Origin of the sequence: Shewanella sp. 8A, assembly GCF_023475945.1 — a bacterium.
GTDB classification, from domain to species: Bacteria; Pseudomonadota; Gammaproteobacteria; order Enterobacterales; family Shewanellaceae; genus Shewanella; species Shewanella xiamenensis.
In genome coordinates, this window is the sequence record NZ_JAMDJP010000001.1 from 142,606 (window position 1) to 160,065 (window position 17,460).

General features: G+C 49.9%; 9 protein-coding genes. 8 read left to right on the forward strand and 1 reads right to left on the reverse strand.

All coding sequences use genetic code 11. From position 1 onward, the window contains the following. The first annotated feature begins 115 nt into the window (after positions 1-115). Positions 116-592, forward strand: a complete 477-nt coding sequence (locus M0413_RS00690; RefSeq protein ID WP_037416024.1) for a MarR family winged helix-turn-helix transcriptional regulator — start codon at positions 116-118, stop codon at positions 590-592. A gap of 68 nt (positions 593-660) precedes the next feature. Here the strand turns inward: M0413_RS00690 and M0413_RS00695 are convergent, their stop codons facing one another. Continuing rightward, on the reverse strand, positions 661-1,293 hold the full coding sequence (locus M0413_RS00695) for a peptidylprolyl isomerase (RefSeq protein WP_240292291.1): 633 nt from the start codon (positions 1,291-1,293) through the stop codon (positions 661-663). A gap of 508 nt (positions 1,294-1,801) precedes the next feature. Between M0413_RS00695 and malQ the strand changes: the two genes are divergently transcribed. The 7 genes from malQ to M0413_RS00730 all read left to right on the forward strand — a co-directional run bounded on the left by malQ (position 1,802) and on the right by M0413_RS00730 (position 17,410). Then, positions 1,802-4,213 (forward strand): 4-alpha-glucanotransferase, encoded by a 2,412-nt coding sequence (gene malQ, locus M0413_RS00700; RefSeq protein ID WP_249552798.1) that lies wholly within the window; start codon positions 1,802-1,804, stop codon positions 4,211-4,213. Positions 4,214-4,230: 17 nt separating this feature from the next. Further along, positions 4,231-6,468 carry a 1,4-alpha-glucan branching protein GlgB gene (glgB, locus tag M0413_RS00705; RefSeq protein WP_172590694.1) on the forward strand — a complete coding sequence of 746 codons (2,238 nt, stop codon included), beginning with the start codon at positions 4,231-4,233 and terminating at the stop codon, positions 6,466-6,468. Then, positions 6,465-8,723, forward strand: a complete 2,259-nt coding sequence (glgX, locus tag M0413_RS00710; RefSeq protein ID WP_173944706.1) for a glycogen debranching protein GlgX — start codon at positions 6,465-6,467, stop codon at positions 8,721-8,723. The genes glgB and glgX overlap by 4 nt, the downstream gene beginning before the upstream one ends. Positions 8,724-8,725: 2 nt before the next feature. Then, complete coding sequence (locus M0413_RS00715) at positions 8,726-11,239, forward strand: glycogen/starch/alpha-glucan phosphorylase (RefSeq protein WP_249552799.1); 2,514 nt, start codon at positions 8,726-8,728, stop codon at positions 11,237-11,239. A 118-nt stretch (positions 11,240-11,357) separates the two neighbouring features. Continuing rightward, a complete protein-coding gene (gene glgC / locus M0413_RS00720) occupies positions 11,358-12,620 on the forward strand; it encodes a glucose-1-phosphate adenylyltransferase (protein WP_011717793.1) in 1,263 nt (420 codons plus the stop codon). A gap of 67 nt (positions 12,621-12,687) precedes the next feature. After that, entirely contained in the window at positions 12,688-14,277 is a 1,590-nt protein-coding gene (locus M0413_RS00725; protein WP_249552937.1) for a glycogen synthase, read from the forward strand. A gap of 109 nt (positions 14,278-14,386) precedes the next feature. Continuing rightward, entirely contained in the window at positions 14,387-17,410 is a 3,024-nt protein-coding gene (locus M0413_RS00730; RefSeq protein ID WP_249552800.1) for an EAL domain-containing protein, read from the forward strand. Positions 17,411-17,460: the final 50 nt, after the last annotated feature.

A 17,460-nucleotide genomic window follows, 5' to 3' on the forward strand; every position in this document is an offset into this window, starting at 1 on the left:
TACTTGTTTAGTTAAACTCAGATTATTACGCGATAAAATTGCCCGCCAAGGTGAGTTGTGGTTGAGTTTCTGGTAAGGTGCGGCCGTTGAGTTGATGAGGAGTATGTGAAGTACGATGGAAAAATATGAACAACTGCTGATTTCACTGCGCCGCGTGATCCGCGCTATCGACATTCATTCGCGGCAACTCAATAAGCATTCCGGCTTGACGGGACCACAGTTGATGGTGATGCAGAAGATTGCCCAACTCGGCGCTCCCTTAGCTAAGCAGGTGGCCGAAGAAATCACCCTCAGCCCAGCCACTGTGACAACGATTATTGATAGGCTCGAAGGGCGGGGATTAGTGATCCGCAAACGCAGCGAGTCTGATAAGCGTAAAGTCCATTTGTATTTAAGTGATGCGGGGCGTGCACTTTTAGAGGCGTCTCCTAAACCACTTCAGGAACACTTTATTAAGCAATATCAAAATCTTGAAGAGTGGGAGCAGAGTCAGCTACTCTCATCGGTGGAGCGAATTGCGGCCATGATGGACGCCGATAAAATCGACGCAGCACCTATGTTGTTAGTGGGTAAAATTCAAGGGGATGAATAATCTCCTTGGGCCGAGAATAATAAAAAGCACTGATAAATCAGTGCTTTTTATTTAACCCCGAGTATTTATCAAGCTTTGGGGCAGTTGGTTTCTGTCACACTATTAATCAAAATCTCAGTCACTGGTGTGTCGTTAAAACCGTTACTGGTTTTGGTCGGCACAATGCTTATTTGATCCACCACATCCATCCCTTCGACAACTTTACCAAACACGGCATAACCATAGTTGCTCGCCGAAGCATCGAGCTGCGGATTATCTAACACATTGATAAAGAACTGTGATGTTGCTGAGTCTGGCACTGTGGTACGCGCCATCGCGATAGTGCCCCGTTTGTTACTGATACCGACCGCGGCCTCGTTTTTAATCGGAGAGCTCGTTGGCTTGCTCTGTAATCCCGTGGTGAAACCGCCGCCTTGGATCATAAAGTTATTAATGGTTCTGTGGAATAAGGTGCCGTTATAGAAGGACTTATCGACATACTGTTTAAAGTTCTTGCCCGTGATGGGCATATGGGTGAGGTCGATGGCTAAGGTTAAATCCCCCTTTGTGGTACTCATTAAATAACAGACATCGGCACTTAAGCTCGGTGGAGTTGGGTCGGGTTTGGGGATATTGGGAGTGAGATCATCTTCGCCACCGCCGCAGGCACTGAGAACCATGCTCAAACTGCTGGCGAGTAAAAGTCCCGTGATTCTTTTCATATCAATTTCCTTATTTTTGCGTTGTTCGCCACGCCTTTGCCTGCTTGGATAATGTAAGCGGGCATGGGTAAATGTTGCGATTAAGTGTTGTTTTTGTTTTGTGCGCGCATAGTGACAGAGCGATGAAGGGGATTTCAAGATGAAAAATGTAATTGATACAAAGTGTTGCAGCTAGTTGTCACTCTAATCTCCCCTGTGCCAGAGAGGCATTCAACCTAAGGGATAAATCTCACTAATGTACTCAAAGATAAGATGTTGTTTTGCTTGCGCCATTTAAGCGCGTTGCACCTTTTTTTATCACTCCCTGCTTCAAACTAGTGCGTTTGCTAGATAGCTCGGTGGACAAAGGCTTGGGTGATAAAGGCACGTATTTTATTCAAGATGCTGATTTATAAGTTTTCTTTGTTGTCACTTGGCTGACACAAATCTGTCTTCATGCTGTTATTTTGCGCTGGCATGGTTACTGCCTATCTAAGGCTATGGATGAGCAGTCGCGGGGGCGACAAATATGGGGCTGGAGAAGTTGCTGTATTTGCGGGGCGTGGGAGCAGACTTTACCGACTGCTTTGGCCAGTACATCCGCATTCCCGAGGCTGACAGGCAAGGGATTTTGACCTGTATGTTGCAGGAAAAAAATACTCAGCCCTGCGAGGCAAAGGATGAACCGTTAACGAGTTTACCCTGTGGCGACGAGCTTGACGCTCAGGTGTATCAACTCGATGCACACCATTGGACACAAGTGTTGCCGGCGTTTCATTGGTGTTATGTCGATGAACCTTGGGTCTGCCTGTATTTACCTCAATCTTACCGTGGCGATCTGCTGCTCACCTTTACCTGTGAGCAAGGGGAGAGGGTTATTCTTGAAGTGCCATTTTTGGCGCTAAAACCGATTGGGGATTATCGGATTCAGGCGCAGGAGTTGGCACAGTTTGGCAATAGTCCCTTTGCCAATGAGTGTCAGTTCCTGCAATACCGCCTCGACCTTTTAGGTCATGAGTTTCATTGCCGTGATGCGGGCGATGCCGCTGCCGCTGAGCAAGATAGCAGCGCTGAGCCGCGCCGTTCATGGGAAAATGTCAGCGCCGCGTCAAACACGTCAGGCAATAAAGACAACTTAAGTGATTTATCTTGCCTCGGGCTTGGGTACCACAAACTGAGTGTCAGTTTGCTTGGGCTGGCGGATGTTCAGCACGGCCTAGCATCGGCAAGCACCTCAGCAGCAAGCAACTCATCAGCAAGCATTTCTGTAGCATGCAAGGCGACTGAGTTCCATGGCACTTTTATGGTGGCACCGAGAACCGCCTATCAAGGGGTGATGAGCGCTGTGGCGCAAGGAAAGCGCCATAAACCCTGGGGCGTGAGTCTTCAGCTTTATAGTCTGCGCAGTGAAAGCCAATGGGGCATGGGCGACTTTGGCGATTTAGAGCAACTGATTGGTTTAGTGGCCGAGTATGGCGCCGATTTTATTCAACTTAATCCATTGCATGCCTTAGATATTGCCGCGCCGGAACATCCGAGTCCTTATAGTCCCTGCGATCGTCGAAGGCTGAATCCGCTGTATATTCATTTACCTAGTGTGCCTGAATTTGAGCCATTAAAGACGGAGTTTGCGGCGAAGGAATGGCAAGAAGCCATTGCCCTACTCAATGCGGAGAACTGGCTCGATTATCCCAAGGTGAGTGAGCTTAAGTACCGCGCCTTTGCACGTTTATACACAATCTTTTGCGAACACCATTTACAGCCAAACACACCAAGGGCGCAGCGATTTGAGGATTTTGTAGCACAGCAGGGCGCGTCGCTCAGGGAATTTGCCCAAGCCGAATCGCTACGCAGCCCAAGGGCCATAGCACAGGATGAAGGCTTTTATTTGTACCTGCAGTTTGTGGCCGAAGATCAACTGCAATTGTGCCAGCTCAAAGCTAAAGAAGCGGGAATGGGCATAGGGCTTATCCGCGATTTGGCCGTGGGCGCTGCGCTACATGGCGTTGAGGTTCAAGCTAATTTGCAGCAGTTCTGCTTAAACGCTAGCATAGGCGCACCGCCGGATCCCTTCGCGCCACAGGGACAAAACTGGGGCCTTACGCCCCTCGATCCCGTCAAGCTTAAACAGCATCAATATCGCCATTTTATTGCGTTAATCCGCGCCAATATGACCCACTGCGGTGCGCTGCGAATCGACCATGTGATGGGGCTGCTGCGGCTCTGGTGGTGGCCACTAGATAAGCGCCTCGGCCATGGCGCCTATGTGTATTACCCGGTCGAAACCCTGTTGGCGATTCTCTGCCTTGAGAGTCAACGTGCTCGCTGTGTGGTGATTGGTGAGGATTTAGGCCTAGTGCCGCCCGATATTATTCATCGCCTGTATCAGGCGGGGGTCTATTCCAACGAGCTGTTCTACTTCTGCAAAGACCATCAAGGCTTTAAGCCGCCGAGCCAGTATAAGTTCCAGAGTTTGATGATGCTGGCAAACCACGATGTGCCGACCTTAGTCGCTTGGTGGACGGGCAGCGATTTGCACCTGAGGCGACAACTCGAACTGTTCAATTCCGACGAGCAATTAGGTGAGGCCTTAGCCGGACGTGAGCAGGAAAAGCACCAGCTGGCGCAGTGCTTAATCTCCCAGGGCTTATTGCCAGAGACAGATATTCAACAGATTGATATTGAAGATTTATTAACGGCGTGGATGCCCTTTGGCGCCTCGGGCAACAGCGCGCTTTATAGCGTGCAGTGGTGCGATCTGCTGGGGGACCGCCATGCGGTGAATATCCCCGGCACTTGGCTCGAGTACCCGAATTGGCAGCGGCGATTGCCAATCAGCCTAAGCGAGGCAGCGGTTAAACCTACGCTGGCTAAGCGTTTGCAACTCATTGCTGCGGCAAGACATTTGCCAGAAACGGCTGCGCATACAGATACCCTTTGACTAAAAATGGAAGCCAAATGATGACTCAAGCCCAGACTTACTTCTATGACGGTAGCGATGTCGCGCTGTTAAACGGTCAATATACGGATGTGTTTTCCCTGCTCGGTATGCACAGCATCAACGAGGGCAAGGCCTTGGTGGTGCGCTGTTTTTTACGCAACGCCCAAAAGGTTGATGTGATAAGTCTTAAGGATGGCCGTAAGGTGGCGAGCCTTGAGCGGGTCAATGAGGCGGGGCTGTTTGCGGGTACGCTAGGCAGACGGGTTAAGCCCTTTTTGTATGCGCTACGGGTGACTTATCCCCTTTGCGAGCTGGATATTATCGATCCTTATCAGTTTGGTTCACTCCTCAATAGTGAAGATTTATACCTCTTCGGCGAAGGAAGCGCTGAGCAGGCCTATCGCTTTTTAGGTGCGAACTGGCGCCAAATCGATAGCGTAGAAGGCGTGCATTTTTGCGTATGGGCGCCCAATGCTAAGCGGGTCTCTGTGGTGGGGGATTTTAATCACTGGGACGATACTCGCCATGTGATGCGCCAACATCTGGCCAACGGCTTATGGGAGATTTTTCTGCCTGATGTTACCGAAGGCGCGCACTATAAGTTTGATTTGATTTATCAAAATGGCGAGCGTCACGCTAAATCTGATCCTATGGCGACCCAAATGGAATGTGCGCCGCACAATGCCTCCATAGTGCCGAAAAAACACCAACACCCTTGGGCAGATACACAATGGATGGACAAACGGGCGACCACGGCTTGGCATCGCGCCGCTATGTCTATCTACGAAGTGCAGTTAGGCTCTTGGCGCCGAAAAGGCGAGTTTGGTGAGCAATATTTTGATTATCAAGACTTAATCGAGCAGTTGATCCCCTATGTGAAAGAGCAAGGCTTTACCCATATCGAGTTGATGCCGATCAGTGAATATCCCTTCGACGGCTCTTGGGGGTATCAACCCGTTGGTCTGTATGCGCCGACCCATCGTTTTGGTGATGCCAATGGCTTAAAGGCCTTTATCGATGCCTGCCATCAGGCCGAGATTGGCGTGTTACTCGATTGGGTCGCGGCGCATTTCCCTAAGGATCCCCATGGCCTTGTGCGTTTCGATGGCACTTGCCTCTATGAACATGAAGACCCGCGCAAAGGCACGCACCCCGATTGGGATACCCTGATCTATAACTACGATCGCGGTGAGGTGCGCAGTTTTCTGCTCAGCAATGCCTGTTATTGGCTGCGGGAATTTCACCTCGATGGCCTAAGGCTCGATGCGGTGTCATCCATGTTGTACCTCGACTACAGCCGCGAACCTGGGCAATGGCTGCCCAATGCCTATGGCGGACGGGAGAATCTAGAGGCGATTCATTTTCTGCAAATGTTGAATCAACGCTTGTATCAAGCCTTCCCCGGCATTTGCATGATAGCCGAAGAGTCAACCGCCTTTGCGGGGGTGACTAAGCCGACGGATAGCGGCGGGCTGGGGTTTGGTTTTAAGTGGAATATGGGTTGGATGAACGACAGCTTAAGCTACTTAGGCCGCGATCCTATTTATCGCCAGTATCACCATAACCAGCTGACCTTTAGCCTGATGTATGCCTATTCGGAGCAATTTATGCTGTCGATAAGCCACGATGAAGTGGTGCACGGCAAGGGCTCTTTGTTGCATAAAATCCCCGGCGATGATTGGCAAAAATTCGCCACCCTCAGGGCCTATTACGGCTTTATGTGGGGGCATCCGGGCAAAAAATTACTGTTTATGGGCAGCGAGTTCGCCCAGCGCGACGAATGGAACCATAACCATAGCCTCGATTGGCATTTGCTTGCTTTTGAACCCCACCAAGGCGTGCAGCGCTGGCTTCGGGATCTGAATCGGCTTTATCGCCAATTCCCCGCTTTATCTGTGCTCGACTATGAGTCGCAGGGTTTTCGCTGGCTCGATTGTGACAATGGTCGCGACAGTATTTTTAGCTTTGTTCGCTATGGCGAGGGCAGTGATGTGCCCTTGGTGTTTGTGGTGAACATGACGCCCACTCTGCACCAAGGATTTCGTATAGGCTTGCCCCAAGGCGGGGAGTTCTGTGAGTACCTCAATAGCGACAGCCATCTCTATGGTGGCAGCAATCAGGGGAATGCGGGCAAGGTAATTGCCGAAGACTTACCTTGGCAGGGCATGGCATCGAGCGCACTGATCACTGTGCCGCCTCTGGGTTGCTTAATTCTCGGGCCCGCGACGGATGCGCCAAGAGATACCTGCCTATGATGAATCCCGTGCCTGCAAATGCTGATGGCTCAACCGCTTATAACCTAAGCGCGGGACAGCCTTTTCCCTTGGGGGCGACGGTCGATGATGGCGGGGTGAATTTCGCCCTGTTTTCGGCCCATGCCACTGGGGTGGAGTTATGTCTGTTCGATGCTCAAGGCGAGGTGGAAATTCAGCGCATCGCCTTGACGGAGCAGACCCAGCAAATCTGGCATTTGTATGTGCATGGACTGAGTGCTGGCCAGCTTTATGGCTACCGTGTCTATGGTCCCTACGAGCCGCAATTAGGGCACAGATTTAATCCACATAAATTGTTGTTAGACCCCTACGCGCGCCAGCTTGTGGGGCGTTATCACCACCATATTGCCAACTTTGGTTATGAGATTGATAATCCCAGTGAAGACTTATCTTTCAGCACCTTAGATAACGCGGACTTTGTCCCTAAGTGTAAAGTGGTCGATACTCGGCCTCTTTTTAATGCCGCTAAGGCGCATACTATTCGGCCGCTTGCAAGCATGCGTGAGCCACTGCCGCTTGAGCAGTGCATTATCTATGAGATGCACTTAAAGGGATTTACCGCGCTGCACCCTGAGATAGATGCGCCGCTGCGTGGCACTTTTGCAGGGCTTGCCTCCCAAGCCGCGATAGATTACTTAGTCAATCTCGGCGTGAATTGTGTCGAGTTACTGCCGGTTCAGGCATTCTTCTCCGAGCCATTTCTGCTTGAAAAACAGCTATCTAACTATTGGGGTTATAACAGCATTGGCTTTTTTGCGCCTGAGCCGAGTTATCTCTCGAGTGAGGATATCGCTGAGTTTCGTAACATGGTGGATGCACTGCATGGCGCGGGTATCGAAGTCATTCTCGATGTGGTCTATAACCACAGCGCCGAGGGTAGTCGCCTCGGGCCGACCTTTAGCTTTCGCGGTATCGACAATCTGAGTTATTACCGCCTGCATCCAAATGATAAACGCTTTTATATCAATGATACTGGCTGCGGTAATACCTTAAACCTCAATCACACGCGCATGTTGCAGTTGGTGTTAGATTCGCTGCGTTACTGGGTCGAAGTGATGGGCGTCGATGGTTTTCGTTTCGATTTAGCCGCCTGCCTTGGCCGTGAAGCCTATGGATTTGACCCCGGAAGTGGTTTTTTCGATGCGCTGCTGCAAGACCCTGTGTTGTGCCGGGTGAAGCTGATTGCCGAGCCTTGGGATATTGGCCCTGGTGGGTATCAGCTGGGTAATTTCCCTGTGGCTTTTAGCGAGTGGAATGACAGATACCGCGACACCGTGCGGCGTTTTTGGCGCGGCGATCACGGCATGTTGCCCGAGTTTGCGCGGCGGTTTCATGGCTCGGGGGATTTCTTTGAGCATAGCGGCCGGCCTCCTGCCGCCAGTATCAACTTTTTAACCAGTCACGATGGTTTTACCCTCAAAGATTTAGTGAGTTATTGCGAGCGGCACAATTGGGCCAACGGTGAAGAAAACCGCGACGGCCACCATGAGAACTTCAGCTATCACTATGGGGTAGAAGGCGAAACTGACGACGCCACCATTCTTGCGCTGCGCGCCCGCCAGCAACGCAATCTATTGACCACATTATTCTTATCCCAAGGGGTGCCTATGTTACTCAGTGGTGATGAGGCGGGCCGCACCCAAGGCGGGAATAATAACGCCTATTGCCAAGATAACCCCTTGAATTGGTTCGATTGGTCAGCGGATGGCATGGATAGCTCATTGCTGAGTTTCACCTCACAGCTGATTGCCTTGCGTAAACGCTTCCCGCTGCTGTGCGCCAAACGTTTTATCCATGAGCAGCTAGTGGCCAATGCCTTCAATTGGTCACCTGAGGCATCTGCAATCCAAGCTGCAAGCCCTGTCTCAACCCGTGCGGGGGTGAGGCTGGATTGGTTTAGCCGTCAAGGTGAACCTATGAGCAAAAGCCTGTGGAGCGAGTCCATTGGGCGCAGTCTTAGTGTGGTGTTATCAGGCAATTTAACTGCCACTCAGCCGCAGACTCAGGGTGACAACCTTCAAGCACTGCTGTTGATGGTTAATGCTGATGAGCACCCTTTGGCCTTTACCCTGCCGGTTTTTGACGGTTTAGGACCGTGGCAATGCCTGCTGCATACCCAAACGGACCCACAATTTTTAACTCCCACTGAGCCGCTGGATGCTCAGTCCTCACCGACGCGGTACTTGCTACAGGATCGCAGTCTTATGCTGTTTCATGCTGATTTTATAAGGAATTAACTATGAGTCATAACAGTGAGCTGAGCCCAAATACCAGCGGCGTTACTCCCAAAAAACGTTCAACAAAGACGGTTGAAAGTAAGAGCAAAACAGCACCCGAACCCTGCGAGCCCTGTGATGCCTTACCCGCTTCTTTTACTCGCCATGTTCGCTATGGATTAAGCCGCGGCGAAGGGGCGCGTGGTGAATTATTTCAAGCGCTGGCTCTCAGCGTAAAAGAGCAAATGCTGGATGATTGGCGTGAGACGCGCATCAAAGATAGCTGTTACGACAACAAACAAGTGGCCTATTTGTCACTCGAGTTTTTAATGGGCAGGACACTGGGCAATGCCTTGTTAAACTTAGAGTTAGAGCAAGATAGCCGCGAGGCGTTAAGCCATTACTCTGTTTCACTCGAGGAGATAGAAGAGGCCGAACATGACGCGGGCTTAGGCAATGGTGGCCTTGGGCGGCTTGCAGCTTGTTTTCTCGATAGTTGCGCCAGCATGGACTTATCCGTGACTGGGTATGGCATTCGTTACGAATACGGCATGTTCGCCCAAAAGATAGTTGATGGTTATCAGGTTGAGCGCCCTGATCGCTGGTTACGTGAGGGCAACCCTTGGGAGGTGCGTGTTCCGCACCATAATGTGACGGTAAAGTTCTTTGGTCACACCGAATCCTATGTCGATAAACAAGGGCGCAGGCACATGATTTGGGTCGATACCCAAGATGTGCTCGCTGTTGCCTACGATATGCCTGTTCCTGGCTATCGCAATGGTCGCGTGAATAGCTTAAGACTCTGGAAGGCCGAAGCGACGGATGATTTTGACTTAGCAGAATTTAACCAAGGCGATTACACAGAGGCCGTGGCGCGTAAAAACCTCGCCGAGCAGATCACTATGGTGCTTTACCCCAACGATGCCAGCGAAAACGGTAAGGAGCTGCGGCTGCGTCAGCAATATTTTTTGTCTTCCGCTAGCTTACAGGCAATTTTAAAACGTTGGGTACATCACCATGGCAATGATTTCACTCATTTTGCTGAAAAAAATGTGATGCAATTGAATGACACCCACCCAAGTATTGCGGTTCCCGAGTTAATGCGGCTGCTGGTGGATGAATATGGTCTCGAATGGGATGCCGCTTGGTCGATCACCAGTCAAACCATTGCTTATACCAATCATACGCTGCTACCCGAGGCATTAGAGCGCTGGCCTGTGCGTATGATGGCATTGATGCTGCCGCGTATTTTAGAAATCATCTATGAAATCAACGCCAGATACCTCGATTTAGTTGCCCACCACTGGCCGGGGGATGGTGCCAAACTGGCCAGCATGTCGATTATTCAAGATGGCCCCGATCCCCATGTGCGCATGGCCTATTTAGCCATAGTGGCCAGCTTTTCGGTGAACGGTGTCGCTGGATTACATACCCAATTGTTAAAGTCGGGTCTGTTTAAGGATTTTTATAGCCTGTGGCCGGAGAAGTTTAACAATCGTACTAACGGGGTGACACCAAGACGTTGGTTAGCCCACTGCAATCCCGCGCTCGCCAAACTGTTAACCAACCATTTAGGCAAAGGTTGGGTGACGGACTTAAGCCAACTGACGGCGCTCAATGCCTTAACCCAAGATCCTAGCTTTATCCAAAAGTGGCGGGAGGTGAAGCAAGCCAACAAGGCGGTGCTGGCCAAGATGATTGCTAAGGAATGTGGCGTCGAGTTTGACCCTTCAATGCTGTTTGATGTGCAGGTCAAGCGGATCCACGAGTACAAGCGTCAGCTACTCAATATTCTGCATGTGATCCATCTCTACCATCAAATCCAGCAGGGGCATACAGAGCATCTGGTACCACGCTGTGTGCTGATCGGTGGCAAGGCTGCGCCCGGTTACTTTATGGCGAAGCTCATCATCAAACTCGCCAGTAATGTTGCCCATATGGTCAATTGCGATCCTGTGGTGGCGCCTTATCTGCGCTTTGCGTTTCTGCCCAATTACAACGTCAGTGCGATGGAAAAAATCTGCCCCGGCACCGATGTCTCCGAACAAATCTCCACCGCGGGTAAGGAGGCCTCTGGCACGGGCAATATGAAGTTTATGATGAACGGGGCACTCACCATAGGCACCTTAGATGGCGCCAATATCGAGATGCTCGAAGAGGTGGGTGAGGATAACTTTTTCCTCTTTGGCCTCAACGCCGAGCAAGTGACCCAAATGCGCTGTGATTACCAACCGCAGCGGATTATCGCCGAGTCCCACGCCTTATCCGAAGTCATGGCTTTACTGAAGAGTGGCCATTTTAACCTGCTGGAACCGGGGATTTTCGATCCCATTATCGCCTCGATTGAAAGCGCGGACGATCAGTGGATGACGGCGGCGGATTTTGACAGTTATCGCCTCGCCCAAGAGGCTGTGGCTAAGGCCTATAAAGATCCGAAAAAGTGGACGCAAATGAGTATTCGCAACACGGCGGCCAGTGGTCGCTTCTCCAGTGATGTGACGATTGCTGGCTATCGGGATGAAATTTGGAAACTGTAAGGGAGTCGTTAATGAGCGCAGGAATACGCAGTTGTATGCAATGCTGCGGCCTTAGGGCGGCAGGGAAGAGTGATTGTGAAGCAATCGGCACTGATGTGCTATTTGGGGAGTAGAGCCTATGTCTAATGTACGTTATATCAGTAATTTAACTCGTGAAACCTATGCATTGATTCTGGCTGGTGGCCGAGGCTCGCGTTTACATGAACTCACCGACTGGCGCGCTAAACCTGCGCTGTATTTCGGTGGTAAGTTTAGGATCATCGATTTTCCGCTGTCGAATTGCATTAACTCGGGGATCCGCCGCGTTGGGGTGGTGACCCAATATAAGTCGCACTCGTTAATTCGCCACGTGATGCGCGGTTGGGGTCACTTTAAAAAGGAATTAGGTGAGTCGGTGGAGATTCTGCCCGCCTCACAACGTTACTCTGAGAATTGGTATCAAGGCACGGCTGATGCGGTATTCCAAAATATCGACATCATCCGCCATGAGCTGCCCAAGTATGTGATGGTGCTCTCGGGTGACCATGTGTATCGCATGGATTATGCAGGCTTACTGGCCGCCCATGCCGAATCTGGCGCCGATATGACAGTCTCCTGCCTTGAGGTGCCCGTGGCCGAAGCGGCGGGCGCATTTGGGGTGATGGAAGTCGATGACGAGATGCGCATCCTCGGATTTGAAGAAAAACCTAAACACCCTAAACATTCCCCAGGCAATCCTGAGAAGTGCCTCGCCTCGATGGGCAACTATGTGTTTAACACTGAGTTTTTGTTCGAACAGTTGAAGAAAGACGCGCAAAATGCCAATTCCGATCGGGATTTTGGCAAAGACATTATTCCCTCGATCATCGAAAAACATAAAGTGTTTGCCTATCCCTTTAAGAGTGCCTTCCCCAACGAGCAAGCCTACTGGCGCGATGTGGGCACCTTGGATTCCTTCTGGCAGGCCAATATGGAATTGTTATCGCCCACGCCCGCCTTAAACCTCTACGATGCCAAATGGCCGATTTGGACCTATCAGGAGCAATTACCTCCCGCCAAGTTTGTGTTCGACGATGACGATAGACGCGGCATGGCGGTGGATTCGATTATTTCCGGCGGCTGTATTATCTCGGGCGCGACCGTGCGTCGCAGCGTATTGTTTAACGAGGTGCGGGTTTGTTCTTACTCAGTGGTTGAGGATTCAGTCGTGCTGCCCGATGTGGTGGTGCTGCGCCACTGCAAGATTAAAAACGCCATCATCGATAGGGGTTGTATTATCCCCGAAGGCACAGTGATCGGTTATAACCACGACCATGACAGGGCAAAAGGCTTTAGGGTGTCCGAGAAAGGCATTACCTTAGTCACCCGCGATATGTTAGGACTGCCGGTGGGCTACGAGTAAGGCCAAACCATTAATTAGCTTGAAAATTAACCCTGTTGGAGTATGAAGTTAGGTGAAACGCATATTAATGGTCGCGGCCGAAAATGGGGCGCTGAAAGGGGCGAAAGTGGGCGGTATGGCAGATGTGATCCGTGACTTGCCCCAAGCGCTGGCGGGGGTTGAGATCCAAGCTGATGTCATTATGCCAAGCTACGGATTTTTAACGGGTCTTGGGGCCAAACTTATCCATGAGTTTGAGGTGAGTTTTGCCGGGCGACAGGAGCCGATTAAGTTGTATTGGCTGGCGCACCCCAAGGTGCTGGGCGCCAATATTTACTTGCTCGAGCATGGGCTCTGGCAATCGAGCCCCGGGCAGATTTATAGCCAAGGCACAAGTGATCGCCCCTTTGCCGATGATGCGACTAAGTTTGCGCTGTTGTGTGCAAGCGTAGCCAAGGCCTTAGTGGCAGGGCTTGTGCCTATGCCTGAGCTTTTACATCTGCATGACTGGCACACGGGATGTTTAGCCATGCTACGGGCGCTAGCACCTGAGTATCAAGCGTTAAAAAGCATAGCATGTGTGTTTTCGATTCATAACCTTGCGCTGCAGGGTATTAGGCCGCTGAGCCATGATTCGTCAAGCTTTGCGGCTTGGTTTCCTCCCTTATTTGCCCAGTTGGATGAGGGCCAACGCGCCCAGATTATCGACCCCCGTTATCCCCATTGCATTAATCCGATGCGGATGGGGATTAGGCTGGCGGATAGGGTGCATTTAGTCTCACCTACCTACGCGAAGGAAGTCTTGCTTCCCTCTCGCCCAGAGTTGGGCTTTTTCGGTGGAGAAGGGCTTGAGGCCGATTTACAACACAAATCCGATCAGGGGCTAGTGCTAGGCATTTTAAACGGTTGCGAATACCCAGAGGCTTTAGCGCAAACCTCCCTAGAACGTATGGGATTAACTGAGTTTAGGGCGCTACTGAATTGCATTGAGTCGGCTTTAGTGCAGTGGCAGGGCGGGCGCAGTCAGGTGAGTGGCGTCGATATGATTGCCTTTACGCGGCTGCAAGCCCTGTGGCGCCAAGCCTCTGTGGGGGAGTTCCCGAACTTTCTGTTGACGTCTGTTGGTCGGCTTACCGATCAAAAAGTATTGATCCTGCGCCATATTTTACCTTCTGGCTTATCGGTATTAGAGACATTACTGCAACAGTTGCAGCAGACGCAGCCCAAGGCGCTATTTGTGCTGCTTGGCAGCGGCGACCCAGAGATAGGGCTGTTTTTTCAAATCCTTGCGGCTAAGTATGTCCATTTTGTGTTTCTGCAGGGATACCATGAGGAGCTCTCCCAGTGTCTTTATCAAGTGGGTGATTTGTTCCTCATGCCGAGTTCTTTTGAGCCCTGTGGTATTAGCCAAATGCTCGCCATGCGTAGCGGTCAGCCTTGTTTAGTGCATGGCGTGGGCGGATTAAGGGATACGGTCGAGGACAATGTCGATGGTTTTGTGTTTTATGGCGAAGATATCAAAAGCCAGGGCGAGGCTATGCTGGCAAAGCTGGCTGAAGCACTCGATAAATTTAATACGCGTGATTGGACGCAATTAAAACGCAAGGCGAAAGCGCAGCACTTCGATTGGCATAGCATCGCCCTTGATTACCAGAAACAACTTTACAACATTTTGTGAATTACCCCATGTAATTAGATCATGATTTGTAAGCAATTCTGCTACACTTTTGGGGGAGAGTTTTCGTAAGATAGACCATTTCCTCATTTTTGGAGTTGCTTCCACATCCATGGATAAAAGCATTTTCTTACCCTTAGTACAAAATGCAGCGTTACTGCTCGCCTTAGTGTTTTTGTACGATGCGATTCCTAAAAAGCATCAGCGGCAGTATTTTTTACTATGGCGGCTGGGGATTGGCTTATTTATCGGTGGCATTGGTGTTGCCATTATGAGCACCCCATGGATGTACGAACCCGGTATTATCTTCGATACCCGCTCTGTACTCTTGTGTGTTTCGGGCCTGTTTTTTGGTGGTTTGCCGACGGCGATTGCCGTTGTTATCACTTCGCTGTACCGACTCAGTATTGGCGGTGTCGCCATGTGGGTTGGCGTTGGCGTAATTATCAGTTCCGGTCTTATCGGTGTGATATGGCGGCATTATCGTAAGTCCTATCTTGCCAATATTTCCGGTAAAGAAGTCTTTGGTTTTGCTTTTTTAGTGCATTTAGTGATGTTGTCATGGTTTTTTTTGCTGCCTAACCAGCTTGCATTGCCCGTATTGTCGAAAATCGCCTTACCAATATTATTGATTTATCCTCTTGCTACCTGGCTGCTAAGTCGTTTGCTATCTCGCCGTTTTGAGCTAGAGCGGGACGAGCAAATTCGCCTGCAAGATGATTTTTTATTCCGCAGCCAATTTAACGTCGGCAATATTGGGATTGCCATTACTGGCGTCGATCAAAAGTGGATCAAGGTGAATCCAAGGTTATGCCAGATGCTTAAATACTCAGAGGATGAGTTGCTGCATATGACTTGGAAGCAGCTCACTCACCCCGATGATGTTGAAGCTGATCTATTAAAGTTTGAGCTAATGCTTGAAGGAAAAATTGATAATTACGAATTAGATAAACGCTTTATTGCCAAGGATAACTCGATTGTTTACACCCATATGACAGTGGCCTGTAAGCGCGCAAATCATCAGGTATTATTAGTGATTGCAGGCTTTTTGGATGTCACGGCGCAAACATTAGCTGACATGGAGGTGCTCGCCAGTCGTGAGCAACTTGAGTTGGTACTGAGCAGTAGCGATCTTGGGGTATGGGATTGGGATATTCGTAATGACCATATCGAGCGAAATGCCCGCAGTGCCGATATTTTAGGTTGCGATATCGATATGCTCAATGCCAATAGTCGCCAATGGATGGACTCGATAGTGGCTGAGGATAGGCCCAAAGTATTGCATTCTATCGAGGCCCATATTCGTGGCGAAACGCCGCAACATAAGATGGAATATCGCTTAAAAACCCTTAACCGCGACATCCGCTGGATTTTAGATACCGGTAAAGTGGTGAGCCGTGATGCCAATAACAATGCGCTCAGAATGTGCGGTACTTATACCGATATTACCGATGCTAAGTTGATTGAAGAGTCTTTAAAACTCTCTGCGTTAGTCTATAACAATAGCTCCGAAGCCATGAGTGTACTCGATGAAAACGGAGTGATTATTACCGTAAACGCCGCATTTACCGATATCACTGGCTATAGCGAGTCTGAAATTCGTGGACAGCATATTCGTATGATGTATTGCGACCTTAATGGTCACGATTTTTATCAGCGCATGAATAATGACATTCGCGAAAAAGGCGAGTGGCAGGGTGAAATGCGCCAACGGCGTAAGAATAATGAAGAGTATGTCATTTGGCTAACCATTAATACGATTAATAATGCCGAGGGTTTGCCTTATCGTCGTGTTGCGCTTTTTTCTGATATTACCGATAAAAAACAAAGTGAACATTTAATCTGGAAACAAGCCAACTACGATACCTTGACTGGCCTGCCTAATCGACGCATGTTGCTTGAATATTTAAGTGCCGAAATCAAGAATGCCGACCGTAATCGCAATCACTTTGCGCTGATGTTCCTCGATCTCGATTACTTTAAAGAGGTTAACGATACCTTAGGTCACGCCATGGGGGATCAATTACTGATCGAAACCGCCAGTCGCTTAAAATCCTGTGTGCGGGATGCCGATGTGGTGGCGCGACTTGGCGGTGATGAGTTTACCGTAGTATTAAGTGCTATGGCTGATCATAAGGGGATTGAGCGGGTTGCCGAACATATTTTAAGGCGTATTGCCGAGCCCTATCTGCTAGGTGAAGAAACTGCTTATATTAGCGCCAGTATTGGTATCACGCTTTACCCCGATGATTCGACCAGTATTGAAGGTTTACTTAAACATGCGGATCAGGCTATGTATGCGGCAAAAGATCAAGGCCGCAACCGCTTTAACTATTTCACGCCTTCGATGCAGGAATACGCTAAGTACCGCATGCGATTAATTCACGATCTCCGTCAAGCCGTGCTGAATAAAGAATTTGAACTGCATTATCAACCGATAGTAGCGATGGCGACTGGTGAAGTGGCTAAGGCAGAAGCCTTATTGCGCTGGTTCCATCCTGAGCGCGGCTCTGTATCGCCGGCAGAATTTATTCCCGTTGCTGAAGATACAGGGCTGATTGTTGAAATCGGTAACTGGGTATTTGAACAAGCAGCACGTCAAAGCGCCCAATGGCGCAAGACGTTGGGCGTGGAAATTCAGATCAGTGTTAACAAATCGTCTATACAGTTCCGTGATGAGGGCACACTGTTACACAATTGGCTTGAATTACTGCAGCAGTTAGATGTCACTGGTACTGGCGTTTGTGTGGAAATTACCGAGGGGCTATTGCTTGATGCTAGCATGGGCGTGACCGAAAAATTGTTAGCCTATCGGGATGCGGGCGTGCAAGTTTCCTTAGATGACTTTGGTACCGGGTATTCATCACTGGCCTATTTGAAGAAATTCGATATCGACTATTTGAAAATAGATCAATCATTTACCCGTCATATTGATACGGATGAAAATGACCACACCCTGTGTGAAGCCATTATTGTGATGGCCCATAAATTGGGCATGAAAGTCATCGCCGAAGGGGTTGAAACCGAGGCGCAGCGGCAGGTGTTGCTCAATGCAGGCTGCGACTATGGCCAAGGTTATTTATTCTCTAAACCCGTCAGTGCCAGTGAGTTTGCCAGCAAGTATTTGCTGACATAAACACCTAGGCGAGAAAGGTTTATCAGGCGTGCGACGTTTTGCCTATAAAT

Bases quoted from the DNA above. Each gene is read 5' to 3' on its own strand.
- M0413_RS00725 (WP_249552937.1), top strand. From the start codon at position 12,688: ATGGTCGCGGCCGAAAATGGGGCGCTGAAAGGGGCGAAAGTGGGCGGT.
- glgB (WP_172590694.1), top strand. From the start codon at position 4,231: ATGATGACTCAAGCCCAGACTTACTTCTATGACGGTAGCGATGTCGCG.
- malQ (WP_249552798.1), top strand. From the start codon at position 1,802: ATGGGGCTGGAGAAGTTGCTGTATTTGCGGGGCGTGGGAGCAGACTTT.
- glgX (WP_173944706.1), top strand. From the start codon at position 6,465: ATGATGAATCCCGTGCCTGCAAATGCTGATGGCTCAACCGCTTATAAC.
- M0413_RS00715 (WP_249552799.1), top strand. From the start codon at position 8,726: ATGAGTCATAACAGTGAGCTGAGCCCAAATACCAGCGGCGTTACTCCC.
- M0413_RS00690 (WP_037416024.1), top strand. From the start codon at position 116: ATGGAAAAATATGAACAACTGCTGATTTCACTGCGCCGCGTGATCCGC.
- M0413_RS00730 (WP_249552800.1), top strand. From the start codon at position 14,387: ATGGATAAAAGCATTTTCTTACCCTTAGTACAAAATGCAGCGTTACTG.
- M0413_RS00695 (WP_240292291.1), bottom strand. From the start codon at position 1,293: ATGAAAAGAATCACGGGACTTTTACTCGCCAGCAGTTTGAGCATGGTT.
- glgC (WP_011717793.1), top strand. From the start codon at position 11,358: ATGTCTAATGTACGTTATATCAGTAATTTAACTCGTGAAACCTATGCA.